Source organism: Sporanaerobacter sp., from assembly GCF_047830725.1.
Classification (GTDB): Bacteria; Bacillota; Clostridia; order Tissierellales; family Sporanaerobacteraceae; genus Sporanaerobacter.
The window spans coordinates 1,433,152-1,454,246 of record NZ_CP181252.1 but is presented as its reverse complement, the minus strand read 5'-3'; the positions used below and the strand labels follow the sequence as shown (position 1 = coordinate 1,454,246).

General features: G+C 33.5%; 21 protein-coding genes, 1 tRNA gene and 2 other annotated features. All 22 genes read right to left on the bottom strand.

Translation table 11 applies throughout. The annotated features are described in order from the left end of the window. The 22 genes from rpsG to gltX all read right to left on the bottom strand — a co-directional run bounded on the left by rpsG (position 1) and on the right by gltX (position 21,077). Positions 1–471, bottom strand: coding sequence for a 30S ribosomal protein S7 (rpsG, locus tag ACFWUA_RS07005; protein WP_416197339.1), 471 nt, complete (start codon positions 469–471; stop codon positions 1–3). A 122-nt stretch (positions 472–593) separates the two neighbouring features. Further along, a complete protein-coding gene (gene rpsL / locus ACFWUA_RS07000; RefSeq protein ID WP_416197338.1) occupies positions 594–1,010 on the bottom strand; it encodes a 30S ribosomal protein S12 in 417 nt (138 codons plus the stop codon). A gap of 27 nt (positions 1,011–1,037) precedes the next feature. After that, on the bottom strand, positions 1,038–1,280 hold the full coding sequence (locus tag ACFWUA_RS06995) for a ribosomal L7Ae/L30e/S12e/Gadd45 family protein (RefSeq protein WP_416197337.1): 243 nt from the start codon (positions 1,278–1,280) through the stop codon (positions 1,038–1,040). 107 nt (positions 1,281–1,387) lie between these two features. Next, positions 1,388–4,918: a DNA-directed RNA polymerase subunit beta' gene (rpoC, locus tag ACFWUA_RS06990; protein WP_416197336.1), complete on the bottom strand. Its 3,531-nt coding sequence runs from the start codon at positions 4,916–4,918 to the stop codon at positions 1,388–1,390. 107 nt (positions 4,919–5,025) lie between these two features. After that, positions 5,026–8,685: a DNA-directed RNA polymerase subunit beta gene (gene rpoB / locus ACFWUA_RS06985; RefSeq protein ID WP_416197335.1), complete on the bottom strand. Its 3,660-nt coding sequence runs from the start codon at positions 8,683–8,685 to the stop codon at positions 5,026–5,028. A 255-nt stretch (positions 8,686–8,940) separates the two neighbouring features. Beyond that, a complete protein-coding gene (rplL, locus tag ACFWUA_RS06980; protein WP_416197334.1) occupies positions 8,941–9,324 on the bottom strand; it encodes a 50S ribosomal protein L7/L12 in 384 nt (127 codons plus the stop codon). 38 nt (positions 9,325–9,362) lie between these two features. Further along, on the bottom strand, positions 9,363–9,890 hold the full coding sequence (gene rplJ, locus ACFWUA_RS06975) for a 50S ribosomal protein L10 (protein WP_416197333.1): 528 nt from the start codon (positions 9,888–9,890) through the stop codon (positions 9,363–9,365). A gap of 20 nt (positions 9,891–9,910) precedes the next feature. Beyond that, positions 9,911–10,065: a sequence feature (ribosomal protein L10 leader region), on the bottom strand. Between the two features lie 38 nt (positions 10,066–10,103). Next, positions 10,104–10,802: a 50S ribosomal protein L1 gene (rplA, locus tag ACFWUA_RS06970; RefSeq protein ID WP_416197332.1), complete on the bottom strand. Its 699-nt coding sequence runs from the start codon at positions 10,800–10,802 to the stop codon at positions 10,104–10,106. A gap of 53 nt (positions 10,803–10,855) precedes the next feature. Continuing rightward, positions 10,856–11,281, bottom strand: coding sequence for a 50S ribosomal protein L11 (gene rplK / locus ACFWUA_RS06965; protein ID WP_416197331.1), 426 nt, complete (start codon positions 11,279–11,281; stop codon positions 10,856–10,858). A gap of 68 nt (positions 11,282–11,349) precedes the next feature. Beyond that, complete coding sequence (gene nusG / locus ACFWUA_RS06960; RefSeq protein ID WP_416199186.1) at positions 11,350–11,898, bottom strand: transcription termination/antitermination protein NusG; 549 nt, start codon at positions 11,896–11,898, stop codon at positions 11,350–11,352. 41 nt (positions 11,899–11,939) lie between these two features. After that, positions 11,940–12,113, bottom strand: a complete 174-nt coding sequence (secE, locus tag ACFWUA_RS06955) for a preprotein translocase subunit SecE (RefSeq protein ID WP_072745448.1) — start codon at positions 12,111–12,113, stop codon at positions 11,940–11,942. A 64-nt stretch (positions 12,114–12,177) separates the two neighbouring features. After that, a complete protein-coding gene (gene rpmG, locus ACFWUA_RS06950) occupies positions 12,178–12,327 on the bottom strand; it encodes a 50S ribosomal protein L33 (RefSeq protein WP_072745437.1) in 150 nt (49 codons plus the stop codon). A 252-nt stretch (positions 12,328–12,579) separates the two neighbouring features. Then, positions 12,580–13,773, bottom strand: a complete 1,194-nt coding sequence (gene tuf, locus ACFWUA_RS06945; RefSeq protein ID WP_416197330.1) for an elongation factor Tu — start codon at positions 13,771–13,773, stop codon at positions 12,580–12,582. Positions 13,774–13,845: 72 nt separating this feature from the next. Next, positions 13,846–13,921, bottom strand: a tRNA-Thr gene (locus tag ACFWUA_RS06940). 60 nt (positions 13,922–13,981) lie between these two features. After that, positions 13,982–14,605, bottom strand: a complete 624-nt coding sequence (sigH, locus tag ACFWUA_RS06935) for an RNA polymerase sporulation sigma factor SigH (protein WP_416199185.1) — start codon at positions 14,603–14,605, stop codon at positions 13,982–13,984. Between the two features lie 114 nt (positions 14,606–14,719). Beyond that, positions 14,720–15,253, bottom strand: a complete 534-nt coding sequence (locus ACFWUA_RS06930) for an NYN domain-containing protein (RefSeq protein ID WP_416197329.1) — start codon at positions 15,251–15,253, stop codon at positions 14,720–14,722. Beyond that, positions 15,243–15,983, bottom strand: coding sequence for a 23S rRNA (guanosine(2251)-2'-O)-methyltransferase RlmB (rlmB, locus tag ACFWUA_RS06925; protein ID WP_416197328.1), 741 nt, complete (start codon positions 15,981–15,983; stop codon positions 15,243–15,245). Before rlmB ends, ACFWUA_RS06930 begins: the two co-directional genes overlap by 11 nt. After that, positions 15,973–16,761: an FAD-dependent thymidylate synthase gene (thyX, locus tag ACFWUA_RS06920; RefSeq protein ID WP_416197327.1), complete on the bottom strand. Its 789-nt coding sequence runs from the start codon at positions 16,759–16,761 to the stop codon at positions 15,973–15,975. Before thyX ends, rlmB begins: the two co-directional genes overlap by 11 nt. 23 nt (positions 16,762–16,784) lie before the next feature. Continuing rightward, on the bottom strand, positions 16,785–17,210 hold the full coding sequence (locus tag ACFWUA_RS06915) for a Mini-ribonuclease 3 (RefSeq protein ID WP_416197326.1): 426 nt from the start codon (positions 17,208–17,210) through the stop codon (positions 16,785–16,787). Between the two features lie 3 nt (positions 17,211–17,213). Then, positions 17,214–18,611: a cysteine--tRNA ligase gene (cysS, locus tag ACFWUA_RS06910; RefSeq protein ID WP_416197325.1), complete on the bottom strand. Its 1,398-nt coding sequence runs from the start codon at positions 18,609–18,611 to the stop codon at positions 17,214–17,216. Beyond that, complete coding sequence (cysE, locus tag ACFWUA_RS06905) at positions 18,598–19,305, bottom strand: serine O-acetyltransferase (protein WP_416199184.1); 708 nt, start codon at positions 19,303–19,305, stop codon at positions 18,598–18,600. Before cysE ends, cysS begins: the two co-directional genes overlap by 14 nt. 17 nt (positions 19,306–19,322) lie before the next feature. After that, positions 19,323–19,537 (bottom strand) — a binding site (T-box leader). 52 nt (positions 19,538–19,589) lie between these two features. After that, the gene (gene gltX, locus ACFWUA_RS06900) at positions 19,590–21,077 is read right to left on the bottom strand and encodes a glutamate--tRNA ligase (RefSeq protein WP_416197324.1); all 1,488 of its coding nucleotides are present in this window, start codon (positions 21,075–21,077) and stop codon (positions 19,590–19,592) included. Positions 21,078–21,095 lie beyond the last annotated feature (18 nt).

Sequence of the window (21,095 nt, the reverse complement as noted above, 5' to 3'; positions counted from 1 at the left end):
TTACCATCTATAATGTGCAAAAGCTTTGTTAGCTTCAGCCATTTTATGAGTTTCTTCTCTTTTCTTAACACTTGCACCAGTATTGTTAGCTGCATCCATTATTTCTTTAGCTAATCTTTCTTCCATTGTTTTTTCTCCTCTGGCTCTTGAATACTTAACAAGCCAACGAAGTCCCAAAGTTTCTCTTCTATCAGGTCTTACTTCAATTGGAACTTGATAAGTTGCTCCACCAATTCTTCTTGCCTTTACTTCTAATACAGGCATGATATTGTTCATAGCTTTATAGAACACTTCTAGTGGTTCTTCACCAGTTTTTTCAGCTACATAATCAAACGCTCCATACACAATACTCTGTGCAGTTCCTTTCTTTCCATCTAGCATTACTTGATTGATTAATTTCGTAACTATTTCCTCATTGTATATTGGATCTGGCATTACATATCTTTTAGATATATGTCCTTTTCTTGGCACTTTACTTCCCTCCTTAACCATTTAATAGTAGATTCATAGGTACTCGACAAATTAAATTGCCGTAGTGCACAAAAATGCATCTATAATAAATGGATTGTTTTTCCATGCATTTCTAGCACAAATTATTTTTTCTTAGGTCTTTTAGCACCATATTTAGATCTTGATTGCATTCTGTTTTCTACACCAGCTGCATCAAGTGTTCCTCTGACAATATGGTATCTAACACCAGGTAGGTCCTTTACTCTTCCACCCCTTACTAGTACAACACTATGTTCTTGTAAGTTGTGTCCAATTCCAGGAATATAAGCTGTAACTTCCATACCATTTGTAAGTCTAACTCTGGCAACTTTTCTAAGTGCTGAGTTTGGCTTTTTAGGAGTAACAGTCTTTACTGCTGTACAAACCCCTCTTTTTTGTGGGGAATTTACCTCAGTAGTTCTTTTTTTAAGTGAGTTGAAATTCACTCCTAATGCTGGTGATTTAGATTTGTATACAACTTCTTCTCTACCTTTTCTTATCAATTGGTTAATTGTTGGCATTTAGGCACCTCCCTCTATTTAGAGTATTTATTTTAATAATGCAGCATTTGCTGCATTTACATCGATACCACAAAGTTTACCCAATTCTTTCATTGTATCTACATAAACTATATCTATAGATTTCTCACTACATAGTTTTTTTATATCTCTAACTACTCTTTCTTCTGCATCTTTTGCTATAAATACTGTCTTCACACTATCGTTCAAAATAGCCCTTTTAACTTGTTTTGTACCGACAACTTTTTTGCATGTCTCTAATTGAGATAACATGAAAGTTTCCTCCTCCTTTTAAACATCTTAAAGATTATGTGGGAAATCCCACATAATCTTCAGTATAAAAGAGTCCACTTTAAATTACACACTTATACATTCTATCATCAGTTTTTTTCACTGTCAACAATATTTTTTTCATGTATTTCTTCAATTTCTTCTATATTAGGTACTACTTCAATACTCTTATATCTTCTCATTCCAGTACCTGCTGGAATCAATTTACCTATTATGACATTCTCCTTAAGTCCTAACAAGTTGTCTTCTTTTCCTTTTATAGCTGCATCTGTAAGAACTCTTGTCGTCTCTTGGAAAGATGCTGCTGAAAGGAAAGAGTCAGTAGCTAAACTTGCCTTTGTTATTCCTAAAAGTGCTCTTCTTCCAATTGCTGGCTTTCCACCAGATTTTTCTACTTCACTATTAGTATCTTCAAATTCAGCTAAGCTTACAAGACTTCCTGGTAAAAAATCTGTATCTCCTGGCTCTTCAATTTTCACTTTACTAAGCATTTGCTTTACAATTATTTCAATATGTTTATCATCTATATCAACGCCTTGCAATCTATATACTCTTTGAACTTCTTTTACAATATAATTTTGTACTCCAGTGACACCCTTAATCTTTAGTATATCATGTGGATTAACAGATCCTTCTGTTATCTCATCTCCAGCTTCAATGAAATCTCCAGTCCTAACTTTAAGCCTTGAACCATATGTTATACTGTAATTTCTGGTTTCTCCATCTTTTGCTGTAACTATTACTTCTTTTTTCTTTTTAGCTTCATTTACAGTAACTTCTCCAGAAATTTCAGCTATAACAGCAAGTCCTTTAGGTTTCCTTGCTTCAAATAGTTCTTCAACTCTAGGAAGACCTTGAGTGATATCTGCACCAGCTACTCCACCTGTATGGAACGTACGCATTGTAAGCTGTGTACCTGGTTCACCTATAGACTGAGCAGCTACTATACCTACAGACTCCCCAATATTTACTGTATCTCCAGTAGCTAAATTTCTACCATAGCATTTAGCACATACTCCATGACGAGTCTTGCAGCCTAGAACTGATCTTACCTTTACTTCTTCAATTCCTGCATTAGTTATTTTATCTGCAATATCCTCTGTTATCATTTCATTTTTTTGAACTATTGTTTCTCCTGTTTCAGGATGCACTATATCTTCAAAAGAATATCTTCCAATAATTCTATCTCTTAGCTCTTCAATGACCTCTTTGCCATCTTTGAAAGCCCTAGAAACTATATATTGATCTGTTCCACAGTCTTCTTCTCTAACTATTACATCTTGGCTAACATCTACAAGCCTTCTAGTCAAATACCCTGAGTCAGCAGTTCTTAGAGCTGTATCTGCTAGACCTTTTCTAGAACCATGGGTTGAGATAAAGAATTCCAACACGCTTAGCCCTTCTCGGAAATTAGATTTTATAGGGATCTCAACAGTTTGACCTGAGGCATTTGCCATAAGACCTCTCATACCAGCAAGTTGTCTAATTTGGTTTTTACTACCTCTAGCTCCTGAATGAGCCATTATAAATACGTTGTTTAAACTGTCAAGTCCATTCATCAAAGCATCTGTGACTTCTTCAGTAGTATTGTTCCAGATTTCTATTACTCTCTCATATCTTTCTTCATCAGAAATAAGCCCTCTCCTATAGGATTTTTCAAGCTTATCTACTTCTACCTCAGCTTTAGATATCAACTCTTCTTTTTCTACTGGAACTTCTATATCACCCATACTTATAGTTATAGCTCCAACTGTTGAATAATGAAAACCAGTAGATTTTATATAATCAAGCACCTGAGCTGTAATAGTATTCCCATGTTTTCTATAACATTTCTCTATGATTTTCCCAAGCATTTTCTTATCTACAAGAGTATTTATTTCAAGTGAATATTTATCTACACTTCTGTCAACAAAACCTAAATCTTGTGGAATACCTTCATTGAATATAAATCTTCCTACTGTACCTTCAACTATATGACTACCATCTTCACCAAAATCCATTCTTACCTTTACTTTTGCGTGAATTCCTACTTCCTTGTTGTAGTATGCCATCAACATTTCATCATAATCTTTAAACATCTTTCCTTCGCCTTTTTCTCCTGGATTTTCTACAGTTAAATAATAACTTCCAAGTACCATATCTTGAGTTGGCGTTGTGATTGGTTTTCCATCTTTCGGAGCCAATATATTGTTAATTGATAGCATAAGTAGCCTTGCTTCTGCTTGAGCTTCAGTAGATAGCGGAACATGGACTGCCATTTGATCCCCATCAAAGTCAGCATTGTAAGCTGTACAAACCAATGGATGAAGCTTTATAGCCTTTCCTTCAACCAATACTGGCTCAAAAGCTTGAATTCCTAATCTATGAAGGGTTGGAGCACGATTCAATAGTACGGGATGATCTTTTATGACATCATCCAATACATCCCATACAACTGGTTTTACTCTCTCAACCATTCTTTTTGCACTTTTTATATTATGTGCATATCCTTCTTCAACTAGCTTTTTCATGACAAAAGGTTTGAAAAGCTCAAGAGCCATTTTTTTAGGTAATCCACATTGATAAAATTTAAGCTCTGGACCCACAACTATTACAGATCTTCCAGAATAGTCAACCCTCTTTCCAAGTAAGTTCTGTCTAAATCTTCCTTGTTTCCCTTTAAGCATATCAGAAAGAGATTTAAGTGGCCTATTTCCAGGACCAGTTACAGGTCTTCCTCTTCTTCCATTGTCAATTAAAGCATCTACTGCTTCCTGAAGCATTCTCTTTTCATTTCTAACTATTATATCTGGTGCTCCTAAATCTAACAATCTCTTAAGTCTATTGTTTCTATTTATAACTCTTCTATACAAATCATTTAAATCAGAAGTTGCAAACCTGCCACCATCTAGCTGTACCATAGGTCTCAAATCAGGTGGAATAACTGGAATTACATCTAGTATCATCCATTCTGGTCTATTCCCTGATTTTCTAAAAGCTTCTACTACTTCCAATCTTCTTATGATCCTTATTCTTTTTTGTCCTGTAGAATCTTTTAATTGCATTCTCAAGTCTCTTGCTTCACTATCTAAATCAATTTTTAATAAAAGCTCTTTTATAGCTTCTGCCCCCATTAGAGCTTTGAAACTATTTCCATACTTTTCTTGAGCTTCTCTATATTCAGCCTCTGTTAATAATTGCTTTTCAGATAAAGGTGTATCCCCTGAATTGATTACTATATAAGAAGCAAAATACAGTACTTTTTCAAGGGCCCTTGGAGACATATCAAGCATAAGTCCCATTCTGCTAGGTATCCCTTTGAAATACCATATGTGAGATACTGGTGCTGCTAATTCAATATGTCCCATACGTTCTCTTCTAACTTTAGACTTTGTAACTTCTACACCACATCTGTCACAGACTACGCCCTTATATCTTACTCTCTTGTACTTTCCACAATGACATTCCCAGTCCTTTGTAGGCCCAAAGATCTTTTCACAAAATAATCCTTCCTTTTCAGGCTTTAAAGTTCTGTAATTTATTGTTTCTGGTTTTTTTACTTCTCCTTTAGACCATTGTCTAATCTTTTCTGGAGAAGCTAATCCAATCTTTATTGACTCAAAATTGTTTAATTCATACAAGGAGCTTTCTCTCCCTTCTATAATAAAGTTTCACATTTTTTGTAACCAATAGGAAAGTTCTAGCTTTCCTTAATATAAACTTTCCACAATGGGTTCAAAAAAATTTATTAAAAATCATAATCATCATAATTATCTTCTTCTAAATCTTCTTCCTCTTCTTCAACATCGTCATATTTTGTCTTATCAAATTTATCATCAATCACATCTTCTCCAATTAACTCTAAATCTGTTATATCATCATCTTCATCGATAGATTCTTTAATTTCTATTTCATTATCTTCCTCTGTCAATACTTTTACATCTAGTGCTAAACTCTGTAGTTCTTTTATCAATACTTTAAATGATTCTGGAACTCCAGGTTCAGGAATATTTTCACCTTTTACTATAGCTTCATAAGTTTTCACACGACCAACTACATCATCAGATTTAACAGTAAGTATTTCCTGAAGGGTATGAGAAGCACCATAAGCCTCTAATGCCCATACTTCCATTTCTCCAAACCTTTGACCACCAAATTGTGCTTTCCCACCAAGAGGTTGTTGTGTAACTAATGAATAAGGTCCTGTACTTCTTGCATGAATTTTATCATCTACCAAATGGTGAAGTTTCAACATATACATATAGCCTACTGTAACAGGATTGTTGAAACATTCTCCTGTCCTTCCGTCTCTTAACCAAATCTTCCCATTTTCAGGATATTCTGCTGCCTTTAATGCATCTATTATGTCTTGTTCATTTGCTCCATCAAATACTGGAGTTGCTACATGCCAACCTAGTTTTTTTGCTGCCAATCCCAAATGGACTTCCAATACTTGACCTAAATTCATACGTGAAGGAACTCCCAATGGGTTTAAAACTACATCTACAGGAGTACCATCAGGCAAATAAGGCATATCTTCTTCTGGAAGTATTCTTGATATAACACCTTTGTTTCCATGACGTCCGCACACCTTATCTCCTACATTTATCTTTCTTTTAGTAGCTATATATACTCTCACCATTTCATTTACGCCTGGTGGAAGTTCATCACCATTTTCTCTTGTAAATATCTTTACATCCAATATGATTCCAGCCTCTCCATGAGGAACCCTTAAAGATGTATCCCTTACTTCTCTAGCCTTTTCACCAAATATAGCTCTTAGTAGTCTTTCTTCTGCTGTAAGTTCAGTTTCACCTTTTGGTGTAACTTTCCCTACAAGAATATCTCCTGATTTAACTTCTGCTCCTATTCTTATGATGCCTCTTTCATCCAAATCTTTGAGCATATCCTCTCCTACATTTGGTATGTCTCTAGTTATTTCTTCTGGCCCCAGTTTAGTATCTCTTGCTTCTGATTCATATTCTTCTATATGAACAGAAGTAAGTACATCCTCTTTAACTAATCTTTCATTTACAAGAACAGCATCTTCATAGTTATAGCCTTCCCAAGTCATAAAAGCTATAAGTAAATTCTTGCCTAATGCTATTTCCCCTTTATCAGTACTTGGTCCATCAGCAATAACCTGACCTTTTTTTACTTTTTCATTTTCTTCAACAATAGGTCTTTGATTTATGCATGTTCCTTGGTTTGAACGCTTAAATTTTAAAAGTTTATATTTATCTATTTGTCCATCCTCATCTCTCTTGATGAGTATTTGATTTGACGAAACCTTTATAACAGTTCCACTATGTTTTGCAAGTACAACAACTCCTGAATCCATTGCAGCCTTATATTCAATACCCGTTCCTATGATTGGTGATTCTGTTTTTAGCAAAGGTACTGCTTGACGTTGCATATTGGAACCCATCAATGCTCTATTGGCATCATCATTTTCCAAAAAAGGAATCATAGCAGTTCCTACTGAAACTATTTGCTTTGGCGAAACATCCATATAGCTTACATCGCTACTTGAAAAAATATCTATGATTCCATTTTTCCCTCTAGCAATGATACGCTTATTTACAAATCTTCCTTCTTCATCTAATTCTTCATTGGATTGAGCAATTATAAATTCGTCTTCTACATCAGCAGTTAAATATTCTATTTCATTTGTTACAACTCCACGTTTTCTATCCACTTTTCTATATGGAACTTCTATAAACCCATATTCATTAATTCTCGCATATGTAGTTAAAGAAGTTATAAGACCAATATTAGGTCCTTCTGGTGTCTCTATAGGACACATTCTGCCATAGTGAGAATGGTGAACGTCTCTAACCTCAAATCCAGCCCTATCCCTACTAAGTCCTCCTGGTCCCAATGCAGACATTCTTCTTTTATGTGTAAGTTCTGCAAGTGGATTGGTCTGATCCATAAATTGAGACAACTGACTACTACCAAAAAATTCTTTTATGGATGCAACTACAGGACGTATATTTATAAGGGCTTGAGGAGTTGCCACATCTATATCTTGAATAGTCATTCTCTCTCTAACTACTCTTTCCATTCTTGAAAGGCCAATTCTAAATTGATTCTGAAGAAGTTCCCCAACTGATCTAAGTCTTCTATTTCCTAAATGATCGATATCATCTGTATTTCCTATTCCAAAAAACAAATTAAATTCATAATTTATACTTGCTATAATATCATCTTTTATAATATGTTTAGGAGAAAGTTCTCTAATTCTTTCTTTCATTGCTTCTTTCAACTCTAAAGGATCCTCATAGGTTTCTATAAGTTCATGCATCAGTGGATAATAGACTTTTTCTTTTATCCCTATATCTTCTGTAGAAAAAGGAAGATTAAATGAACGTATATCCACAAAATTGTTTCCTATTACTCTAACAATTTTCCCATCTTCTAAAACCAAGTCAACTTTATTTATTCCACTATTCTCTATTTCTATAGCTTTTTCTCTATCTATTTTTTCTCCACTTTCAACTAATATTTCGCCAGTAATAGGATTTACAATATCTTCGCTTGCTCTCCCTCCTACAATTCTGTTATATAGGGCTAATTTTTTGTTGAATTTATACCTACCCACTTTTGCTAAATCATATCTTTTAGGATCAAAGAATAAATTATTTATCAAAGTCTTAGCACTTTCAACAGTAGGAGGTTCTCCAGGTCTCAGCCTCTTATATATTTCTATTAAACCTTCTTCTTGAGTCTTAGTATTATCTTTTTCCAATGTCTTTAATACCTGTTCAGTTTCACCTAGCAACTCAACTATTTCTATATTGCTACTATAGCCTAGTGCTCTTAAAAGTGTAGTTACAGTTAACTTCCTTGTTCTATCTACTCTCACATATACAATATCATTGGAGTCAGTTTCATACTCCAACCACGCTCCTCTATTAGGAATTACCGTTCCAGAATAGAGCCTCTTACCTCCTTTATCAATTTCTTGCCCATAATAAACTCCAGGAGATCTAACTAACTGACTTACAACAACTCTCTCTGCACCATTGATGATAAAAGTACCTTTTTCAGTCATTAGAGGAAAATCCCCCATAAATACTTCTTGTTCTTTTACTTCACCAGTTTCCTTGTTTATAAGTCTAACTTTTACTTTGAGTGGAGCGGAATAATTTGCATCTCTTTCTCTTGCCTCATCTTCATCGTATTTGGGATCTTCTCCTATATAATAATCAACAAATTCCAGTATTAAATTTCCTGTATAATCTTGTATAGGAGAAATATCTTCAAAAACTTCTCTTAGCCCTTCCTTTAAAAACCAATCATAAGAGCTCCTTTGCACTTCAATTAAATCTGGCAAGTCTAATACTTCATTGATTCTTGAATAACTCATCCTAACATTTTTGCCGTATGTAACAGGATGCACCATGTAAAATTCACCCCTTATTAAAACTAAAATAGCCAAAAGCAATTGGTTGCTTTTGGTAATTCTCGCGAAAGTATATCTATTATAATATTGCCATTTTTAAAAATTTTTATTCATTCTGTCCATAACTTCGATTATTATGCATCTTATGATACTAGCACATTGATTTGAATATGTCAAGAAATATTTTCTACATAATGAATAAAATTATAATTAAATAAAAAAGGCTTTCTTTTTTGAAAGCCTTTTTTTAATTTACTACTTTAATTCTACACTTGCTCCTGCTTCTTCTAATTTAGCTTTGATTTGTTCTGCTTCTTCTTTAGCAGCTCCTTCTTTAATAGCTTTTGGAGCTCCATCTACTAAATCTTTAGCTTCTTTTAATCCTAATCCAGTAATTTCTCTTACAACTTTTATAACTTTAATCTTTTCAGCACCTGCACTTGTTAAAACAACATCAAATTCTGATTTTTCTTCTGCTGCTGGTGCTGCTGCACCTGCTACTGGTGCTGCTGCTACAGCTACTGGTGCTTGTGCACTAACTCCAAATTCTTCTTCTAATGCTTTAACTAATTCTGATAATTCTAAAACAGTAAGGTTTTTAACCTCTTCAATTAAGTTTTGAACTTTTTCGCTTGCCATTTCAAAATCCCTCCATATTTTTTTCGTTTTTTTATTTTTTAGGCTTCCTGTTGTTCTCTAATAGCATTTAATGCATATACAAGATTTCTAATGTTTCCTTGAAGGACATTGACAAATCCTGATATGGTTCCATTTAAGCCTCCAAGAACTTGGGCAATGAGTACTTCTCTTGATGGTAAACTAGCTAACTCTTTAACTTCATCAACACTAATTATTTTACCATCAACAATACCTGCCTTAATTTCTAAGTCCTTATGTTCTTTTGCAAAATCATTAGCTATTTTAGCTGCTTGAACTGGATCTTCAAGTCCAAAAGCTAATGCATTTGGTCCAGTTAAAAATTGATTAAACTCTTCATAACCTGCATCTTTGAAAGCAAATCTCATCAAAGTATTTTTATATACTTTATAGTCTACGCCTGCTTCTCTATACTTCTTTCTCAATTCTGTTAACTCTTCAACATCTAGTCCTCTATAGTCTACTAGTACTACAGCTTGAGAATTTGATATTTTTTCTTTTATTTCATCTACTACTTCTTGCTTTTTTTGAAGTACTTGTTCTTTCACAAGTTTCACCTCCTTAGGATGAACACACAAATAAAGGTCTCTCCGTAGACTTGGAGAGACCTTTTCTCTATAATTAATTTTATAAATTAACATATTAGAGTTTACTGCCTCACCTCGGTAGGAATATTTAAACCTTATAGGTTCCTACTGTCTACGGCGAATCTATTTAATTAACGAAAATCATTTTATCAATAAAAAATATCTTTGTCAATACTATTCCGCTAATTTTTGTGCATTTATTTTAATACCAGGTCCCATAGTACTTGAAAGTACTACACTCTTTAGGTATCTACCCTTTGCTGACGCTGGCTTAGCTTTAATTATAGCTCCCATTATAGTATCAAAGTTTTCTTTTAGCTTTTCAGTTCCAAAAGAAGCTTTTCCTATAGGAACGTGAATAATACTACTTTTATCTACTCTATATTCAACTTTACCTGCTTTAATATCCTTAATAGCTTTTTCTATTTCAAATGTAACTGTACCAGATTTAGGGTTTGGCATCAAACCTTTAGGTCCTAAAACTCTTCCTAATCTACCTACAACCCCCATCATATCTGGAGTAGCAACAACTACATCATAGTCAAACCAGTTTTCATTTTGAATCTTTGCAACTAATTCTTCTCCACCAACATAGTCTGCTCCAGCATTTTCAGCTTCTTTAGCTTTTTCGCCTTTTGCAAAAACTAGTACTTTTCTTGTTTTGCCAGTACCATGAGGTAATACTACTGCTCCTCTAACTTGTTGGTCTGCATGTCTTGGGTCAACGCCAAGTCTCACTGAAAGCTCAATTGTCTCATCAAACTTTGCTTTAGCTGTTTTTTGGACAAGTTCTATAGCTTCCAATGGATCATATAAATTAGTTCTATCTATTAACTTTAAACTATCTTGATAATTTTTACCTCTCTTTGTCATCTTTATACCTCCTTGTGGTTTTAGCGGAAACTCCTCCCACTTATTTCCTAATATTATTCTTCAACTACAATCCCCATACTTCTTGCAGTTCCAGCTACCATATTCATAGCAGCTTCTATACTCCCTGCATTTAAGTCAGGCATTTTTATTTCTGCAATTTCTCTAACTTTATCCTTTGAAATCTTAGCAACTTTTTTCTTGTTAGGTTCACCAGAACCTGATTCTACTCCAACTGCTTTTTTCAACAATATTGATACAGGTGGAGTCTTTGTAATAAATGTAAATGATCTATCTTGGTAAACTGTAAGAACAACTGGAATTATCATACCAGCTTGATCTGCAGTTCTAGCATTAAACTCTTTTGTAAATTGCATAATATTTACACCATGAGGTCCTAATGCTGTACCTACTGGTGGTGCTGGTGTTGCTTTTCCAGCTGGAATTTGTAACTTAACTACAGCTATAACTTTCTTTGCCATATATTTCCACCTCCTTGTTTCCTTTAAAACATCTATTTTAAAAAGCTTATTAGCTTTTATAAACTAAATTACATTTTCTCTACTTGTTCAAAATCTAATTCAACAAGAGTTTCTCTTCCAAACATGGAAACATAAACTTTTACTTTCTTCTTTTCTATATTGATACTATCTACTGTCCCCATAAAATTCTCAAATGGTCCTGATACAACTCTAACGGTATCTTTTTCTTTTAAATCAATATTTATCTCATTCATCTCTTGAACACCTAGTGCTTTAACTTCTGCATCTGTAAGAGGAATTGGTTTTGACCCAGGACCAACAAATCCGGTAACTCCTCTTGTATTTCTAACAAGATACCAGGATTCATCGTTTACTATCATTTTGACAATAACATATCCAGGGAACAGTTTTCTTTCCTTTACCTTTTTCTTTCCAGACTTAGTTTCAACATATTCTTCTGTAGGAACTATCACTTCAAATATATCATCAATCATTCCCCTGTTTTCAACCATCTTTTCTATATTAGCTTTTACCTTGTTTTCATGCCCAGAATAAGTATGAACTACATACCATTTAGCCTTTTTAGCTCTCTCCGCTCTGCTTTCGTCTTTATCCATCATAAGTATGGGGACCACAAACAGTCCTTCCCTCCTTCATATTACTTAATAATCAATGATAATAGGCGAGTGATTCCTAAGTCTAGTACCCAAACAATTAAACCTACTATAACACACATCAAAATAACAACACCAGTATAATTGACCAATTCTTTTTTTGAAGGCCAAATAACCTTTTTTGTTTCAGCTTTTACCCCTTTAAAATACGTACTCATCTTCCCTTTATTTGCACTGGTTTGAGTAGACACTTTTAACTCACATCCTTACCTTTAATCTTTTTTACTTTGTTTCTTTGTGTAATGTATGAGTTTTACAGAATTTGCAGTATTTTTTAAGTTCAATTCTTTCTGAATTATTTTTTTTGTTTTTAGATGTAGTATAATTCCTTTGTTTACATTCTGTACAAGCTAAAATAACCCTATCTCTCAATTGAGCCACCTCCTAGGAAAAAAATATATATATGAACCTTGAGTATATTTCGGGTACAAAAACCCAATCTAACTACATTACTTTATATAAACTATCATAAAATAAATATTATGTCAATAAAAAATTAATAAGCCCATAAACTTTTCAATCTATAAAAGTTTATGTAATTTTAGACTTTTTATCCACTTTTTATAACTATTTACCCTTAAAAAAGACTAGGTCAAAAGACCCAGTCTTTCTATAGATTACAAACTACTTAATAATCTTTGAAACAACTCCTGCTCCTACAGTTCTTCCACCTTCACGAATAGCAAATCTTAGTCCTTCTTCCATTGCTATTGGTGTGATTAATTCAATGAAGAATTTAGCATTGTCTCCTGGCATTACCATTTCTGTTCCTTCTTCTAGTTCTATGTTTCCTGTTACGTCTGTTGTTCTAAAGTAAAATTGTGGTCTATATCCATTAAAGAATGGTGTATGTCTTCCACCTTCTTCTTTTGTCAATACATATACTTCTGCTTCAAATTTTGTATGTGGTGTGATGCTTCCTGGCTTTGCTAGTACTTGCCCTCTCTCTATTTCTGTTCTTTGTACTCCTCTTAGTAGTGCTCCTATATTGTCTCCTGCTTGTGCTTCGTCTAGAATCTTTCTAAACATTTCTACTCCTGTTACTACTACTGTTCTTGATTCTTCTGATAGTCCTACTATTTCTACGTTGTCTCCTACTTTTAATACTCCTCTTTCTACTCTTCCTGTTGCTACTGTTCCTCTTCCTGTGATACTAAATACGTCTTCTACTGGCATTAAGAATGGTTTGTCTACGTCTCTTTCTGGTTCTGGTATTTCTGCATCTACTGCTTCCATTAGTTCTACTATCTTGTCTCCCCATGGTCCTTCTGGGTCTTCTATTGCTTTTAGTGCTGAGCCTACTATTATCTTTGTGTTGTCTCCATCAAATTCATATTCGTTTAATAGTTCTCTTACTTCCATTTCTACTAGTTCTATTAGTTCTTCGTCATCTACCATGTCTGCTTTGTTTAAGAATACTACTATCTTTGGTACTCCTACTTGTCTTGACAATAGTATATGTTCTCTTGTTTGTGGCATTGGTCCATCTGCTGCTGATACTACTAGTATTGCACCGTCCATTTGTGCTGCTCCTGTGATCATGTTCTTTACATAGTCAGCATGCCCTGGGCAGTCTACGTGTGCGTAGTGACGATTTGCTGTTTCGTATTCTACGTGTGATGTGGATATTGTTATTCCTCTTTCTCTTTCTTCTGGAGCTTTGTCTATATTGTCATAACTCATTACTTCTCCTGAGCCAAATCTCTTGTTTAATACTGTTGTGATTGCTGCTGTTAAAGTTGTTTTACCATGGTCTACGTGACCTATTGTTCCTATATTTACGTGTGGTTTGGTTCTCTCATAATGTGCTTTTCCCATTTTTTATTCCTCCTTAATTTTAATATAATCGGACAAGAAAACCCAGCCGGGCGTTTCTTTAAATATTTACTTTGGAGCCCACGACCGGATTTGAACCGGTGACCTCTTGCTTACCATGCAAGTGCTCTACCTACTGAGCTACATGGGCACTTATAACCACTGTAAATTATTCTACTATCTAGTAATATTATTGTCAATAGGAAAAAATTTAATCTTCTTTAAGTTCTAAATATCTTTCAAGTTTTCTTTTTACTCTTTGCAGTGCATTGTCAATACTTTTAACATGTCTATCTAATTCCACTGCTATTTCTTGGTAAGATTTGCCTTCCAAATAAGCCATAAGTACTTCCAATTCCAAATCGCTAAGTATCTCACCTATCTTGCATTCCATACTCATCAGCTCTTCTTGACTAATGATGAGTTCTTCAGGATCTGTAATCTTTACTCCTGAAATCACATCTAAAAGAGTCCTATCTGACTCCTCATCATAGATAGGTTTATTCAACGAAACATAAGAATTTAACGGAATATGTTTTTGCCTAGTCGCTGTTTTTATTGCTGTAATTATTTGTCTTGTGATACAAAGTTCTGCAAAAGCTTTAAAAGAAGTGAGCTTGTCCTTATTGTAATCACGAATAGCTTTATAAAGGCCTATCATTCCCTCTTGTATAATATCTTCTTTGTCTGCTCCAATTAAAAAATAGGAACGTGCTTTAGCCCTTACAAAATTTTTATACTTGGTAATGAGGTACTCCAGTGCTTGAGGATCACCATCTTTTGCTTTTTCGACAATATCCTCGTCATCTATGCTATCGTAATACGAAGTATCCAGTTCACTGTATAAACCTAGTCCCACCAAGCATCCCCTCCGCAAAATATTAAGAATATTTAATATTGCCTATTTCAATTACTTAAATTATAATTAATTCATTTTGAATAGTCAAGCTTATTCCTCACTATTTCTCCATCTTTCAAGTTTTTTGATTGTTTCATCATCAAGTCTTCCAATCATTAAATCATTGATTTGATTTTTTTTCCTGCTTTTATTTTTGATTAATTTTTTATAGTTTTCTATCTCTACTTCCAATTCTCTTGCTGAAATCCTTGTACCACCTCTACCAAGAACTACTTGTTGCTCCATCCAATCAGATGTAGCTACTCTCACTCTTTTCACTCGTCCTATAGAGTCAAGGGTTCTCTCTATAAACTGATCTGCGGTTTCATCTTCTTTTGTATACACTACCTCTACACCGTTTATCATATCTTTTTTACCACTATTTCCTTTAACCATATGAGCATCAAATACTACTATAACCTTTATATCTGTATAATGCTGATATTCAGCCATGATATCTATAAGCTCATTTCTTGCCATTTCTAAACTTATTTCGCTCAATGCCTTTAATTTCTCCCAAGCATTAATTATATTGTAGCCATCTACAAATAAATATTCTTTTGGCCTCGAATGATTACTTGCCATAGTGCTCTCTTACCACTTCATATATTAGTATAGAGGCAGCATTGGAAGCATTCAATGAAGATATGTTACCCATCATAGGTATCTTAACTAAAAAATCACAATTTTCTTTGACCCTTTTCCCAATACCTTTTCCTTCACTACCAATGACTATGGCTTTAGGACCATTAAAATCCCTTTCAAAATAATATTCACTTCCATCCATATCTGCACCATATATCCATAAACCTTTTTCCTTTAGTTCTAATATGGCATTTGTTATATTATTTACTTTTGATATAAGCATATGCTCTACTGCTCCTGCTGAAGCTTTAACTACAGTCTGAGTAATAGTAGCTGATCTTCTTTTAGGTATTATTATTCCATGTACACCACCGCACTCAGCAGTTCTAATGATTGAACCTAAATTGTGAGGATCTTCTATTTCATCAAGTATAACTATAAAAGGATCTTCTTTTAAAGCATTGGCTTTATTTAAAATATCATCTATAGAACAATAATTAAAAGAAGTAACCAATGCTGCTACACCTTGATGTGGAACTCCATCTGATATGCTATCCAATTTATTTTTATCTACATATTGTATTGGAATCTTTTTCTCACTAGCCATACCAAGTATTTTATTTATGGAACCTTTTAAATCCCCTTTGGCGACAAATAATTTTTCTACTCCTCGATCAGATTTTATGGCCTCTAGTACTGGATTTCTTCCTACAATATAATCAGATCCCATTTTTTTCACTCCCATACATATACTTTTCTTTTACCTCATCCATTTTCCCGCAGGTCATCTTGCCTTCAGGGCATGGTCCTATCAAACAGCTAGGTCCAGCATTTTTAAAAAGAATTGGATACACTTTTTTTACTTCCATAAGCATCTCATAAGCAAGTTCTCTTATCTCCCATTGAGCTCTATTACAACATCTCAATCTAAAAAAATTGTAAAGACTTCTAGCATTCATAGTAAAAACTATTTTTGTCTCACAAGCATTTGGAAACACATATCTAGCATCTTCTATGGCCATTTTTTCAGCCATGTTTTTAGCTTTTTTTTCTTTGTATCCTTCTTTCAGAAAATCACTTAAATGTCTTTCAAATAATAAATCTGTTATTTTTTCATAATATTCCTGATCTTCTTCCATAGCTTTAACAAACAAGCTTCTGGCTTCAGGTATACTTTCTATGGATGGTGGTATTATATAATCAAATTGTTCTAATTTCACATACCTTTGAGACTGTTGAGAATAACTAGCTATTCTGTGCCTTACAAGCTGATGTGTAAGGACTCTCGATATACCTTCCACCCCAAAAGTAAACGTAACATGTTCAAGAGGAGATTCATGTCCTAAATTCATAAGCATATTTAGAAAATCATCTACTTTCTGATCATCTAAATTGTCTTCAATTTTGTCAATTCCAACTGATGAATAACAAAGTTTGGCAGCTGAAGCCACTAACTTTTCACCATCTGGAGTATATCTTAAAAGTTCAACTTTAAGTTTGCTACTCACCTATATCACACCTTCTAATATTATTAATTATATTCCAATACTATTTTTTGAAACAATTCCATCATTCTCTCTTGTCTTCCGGTCAAATATAAAAATCCTATCAAGCTTTCAAACCCTGTAGCATATTTGTAGTCTATTAGTTCTGCATTCTTGGGAGATGAATAAGTCTTTGCATTTCTTCCTCTTTTGACAATAGCTTTTTCTTCTTCTGTCAATTCATCTTCTAACTCATGGACAATATCTGATTGAGCCTTTGCCTTAACATATTTTATAGCTTCTTTGTGGAGTTCATGTACAGGTAAATCTCTTTCTAACAAATAAGTCCTTATAAAAAGCTCGTATACTGCATCTCCTATATAAGCTAACTGCAAAGGAGACAACATTGAAGCCTCCCTAGCAGTTAATTTTTTATTCATATTTTTAAATACATCATATATTTTTTCTTCCATAGGCTAAATCCTCTTCCATTTCACTCCTTCTTTTGTATCCTCAATGATTATTCCTTTACTCTTTAATTCATCTCTTATTTCATCTGCTAGCTTATAATCTTTGTTGGCCCTAGCTTCACTTCTTTTCTGTATAAGTTCCATTATCTCATCATCCAACAATTCGTCAGTTTTGGATAATATTCCCAAAATATCTGAAAGTTCCATAAAAACACCATAAGTATATTCTATCAGATTTTTTGAATTTTTTTCATCAAAATTTGAATTTGCTACTTTAACTATTTCAAATAGTGAAGCTATGCTATCAGCAGTATTTAAATCATCTTCCATACTTTGTATGAATTCAAATTTATATTTATTTATTTCTTCTTTTATATTCAATTCTTCTTCTGTCAAATCTCTATCTATAGTCTTCTCCATTAAATACTGCAAGTTTTTCTTTCCATTGTATAGCCTTTCCAATCCCCTTTGAGATTGAGCTAATAGTTCTCTACTAAAATTTATAGGATTTCTATAGTGTGCTGACAATAAAAAGAATCTTAAAACTTCCAAATCAAATTCTCTGCTTACATCCCTTACAGTAGAAAAATTTGATTTGGATTTAGACATTTTTACATTTTCAACATTTATCATAGCATTGTGAAGCCAGTAATTTGCAAAAGGCTTTCCTGTAAGAGTTTCAGATTGAGCTATTTCATTTTCATGATGAGGAAATTGTAAATCTTCTCCACCAGCATGTATATCAATAGTTTCTCCTAAAAATGTCTTTGCCATTACTGAACACTCAATATGCCAACCAGGTCTTCCTTTTCCCCAAGGGCTATCCCATGAAGGTTCTCCTGGCTTTTCTTTTTTCCACAAAGCAAAATCCATAGGATTTCTCTTTTCTTCGCTTATTTCAATTCTAGCACCACTCATCAATTCTTCTATATTTTTCTTCGAAAGTTTCCCATAATCTTTAGCCTTTGTTATATCAAAATATACATTCCCATCTACATCGTATGCTGCACCTTTTTCAATTAAATCTTCTACAAATTCAATTATTTCTTCAATATGATCTGTAGCCCTTGGATGTACAGTTTCTTTTTCATCTAAAAGTAGTCCCTTAGCATCTTTGTGAAATTCAGCAATATATCTATCTGCTATTTCTTTAACTGTTGTTCCTTCTTCATTAGCTTTTTTGATCATTTTGTCATCTATATCTGTAAAATTGACTAAATATTTTACTTCATACCCTTTATATTTAAAATATCGTTTCAATGTATCAAATACTACCAATGGTCTAGCATTTCCTACATGAATATAATTATAGACTGTTGGACCACAAACATACATTGTCACCTTTCCCTCTTCAATTGGCTTAAATTCTTCTTTTTTCCTTGTCAAAGTATTATACAATATCATGTTTAGCATCTCCTTCCATCTTATAAATATAATCTTCCAAATCAGCTATTCGTTTTTTCATGCATTCAATTTCTTGAAATACTGGATCTGGAAGTCTAACTTGGTCAAGATCAATTTCTTCCCTTTTATTTACACATTTAAGCTTTTTATTATCCTTTACAACAATTCTACCAGGTACTCCTACTACAGTACAATCTGATGGCACTTCTTTCAATACCACAGACCCCGCTCCTATTTTAGAATTGTCTCCTACAGTAAATGGCCCCAATACTTTGGCTCCAGAGCTTATAACTACATTGTTTCCAATAGTTGGATGTCTCTTGCCTTTTTCTTTCCCTGTTCCACCCAATGTGGCTCCTTGATATATAGTTACATAATCTCCAATTTCAGTAGTTTCTCCAATTACAACTCCCATACCATGATCTATAAAAATACCCTTTCCAATTTTGGCTCCAGGATGTATTTCTATACCCGTAAAAAATCTACCAATATTGGAGATCATTCTTGCTAGCAAGTAGAATCTTATTCTATAAAAAAAATGAGCAATTCTATAAAAGAATAGAGCATGAAATCCTGGATAACAAAGAACCGCCTCAACCCAACTTTTTACAGCTGGATCTCTTTCTCTTATGGCTTTTAAATCTTCTTTTATAGTATCCAACATCTTCCTAACCTCCTCATAAAAATTAAAAATAAAAAATCGTCTCAAAAAACAGAGACGATTTAATTCGCGGTTCCACTCTGATTGGAAAAATATTCCCAACTCAAAGACAATAACGGTGTCTACCGATATGCTTTACTAGAATTTCAAGCACATAGTTCAAAGGTGCACTTCAACTTAATAAGAACCCGAGGTTTCTCTCAGCTAGGTAAAAACCTCTCTCTGTGAGTATATTAAATCTACTTTTCCTTTTCATAACTTTTTTATATCAGATTGTTAAAGAATATATTACATTATTTAATCTAAATATTCAAGACCTATTTTAAATAATTATTTTCTACATATTCTATGCGTTTTAATATATTTTGTTTGCCCAAAACATATAAAATATTTACAAGCTCTGGCCCATGAAGATTTCCAGTAAGAGCTGCTCTCACAGGCATATATAAATTCTTTCCTTTTATTCCTGTCTTTTTTTGTATTTTCTTCATGAACCCACTACAAAATTCTTCATCTAATTCTTCAATTTCTCCTAATTCCTCTCTTATAGCTTCAAACAAAGTAGGAACTTGTTCACCTTTAAGAACTTCTAAAACTTCGTCACTTTCAAGTTCTACCTTATCTTTAAAGAAAATCTCTACCTTATCCACAATTTCTTTTACTGTAGATAAACTTTCCTGTACAGTAACAACCATTGCCTTTATCCAATCATATCTTTTAAATACATCTTCATCCGTTATATAATTAGCTTCTTTTAAATAAGGTATAGCTAAATCCGTAATCCTTTCAGAACTTGAACTTCTTATATAATGACTATTTACCCAATTTAGTTTATCTTTATCAAAAATTCCTCCAGTTTTTGAAACTCTTTCAAAGGAAAATTCATTTATCAACTCATCCATAGAAAGAATTTCTTCATTTCCTTCTGGGCTCCATCCTACAAGAGCAAGATAATTAACTAATCCTTCTGGAAGATAGCCACTAGCTCTAAAGTCTTCTACAGAGACATCTCCTTGCCTTTTACTTAATTTTTTCCTATCTTTATTTAATACAGTTGGAAGATGGACATATTCTGGAGCCTCCCAGCCAAAAGCTTGATATAAAAATACATGCTTTGGTGCTGATGGCAACCATTCTTCACCTCTAACTACATGAGTTATATTCATAAGATGATCATCTACAACTACAGCTAAATGATATGTGGGAAAACCATCGGATTTTAAAAGAACTTGATCATCTAAGTCATTTGTATTTATAACTATATCCCCTCTCACAATATCATGAAATTTGATATCCACATTTTGAGGCAATTTTAGCCTTACTACATATTCTTCTCCATCGGCAATTCTCTTTTTTGCTTCTTCAATTGAGATATTTCTACAAAAACCATCATACTTAGGCACAAGCCCTTTTATTTTTTGTTCTTCTCTTATTTTATCTAATCTCTCTTTAGTACAAAAACAATAATATGCATATCCTCTTTCAATGAGTTCATCTATATATTTTCTATAAATATCTAATCTTTCAGATTGGATATATGGACCATATTCTCCTACTTGTGTAATTTGTCCATTCTCATCAAGAGTTACGCCTTCATCTATCTCTATTCCAGCCCATTTTAGAGAATTGACTAAATTTTCTATAGCTCCCTCTACAAACCTAGTTCTATCTGTATCTTCTATTCTCAATATAAATTTTCCATTGTTATGTTTTGCAAATAAATAATTATATAGTGCAGTCCTAAGCCCGCCAATATGTAAATATCCAGTTGGACTTGGCGCAAATCTAACTCTTACATCATCCAATTTATAGCACCTCCTAAA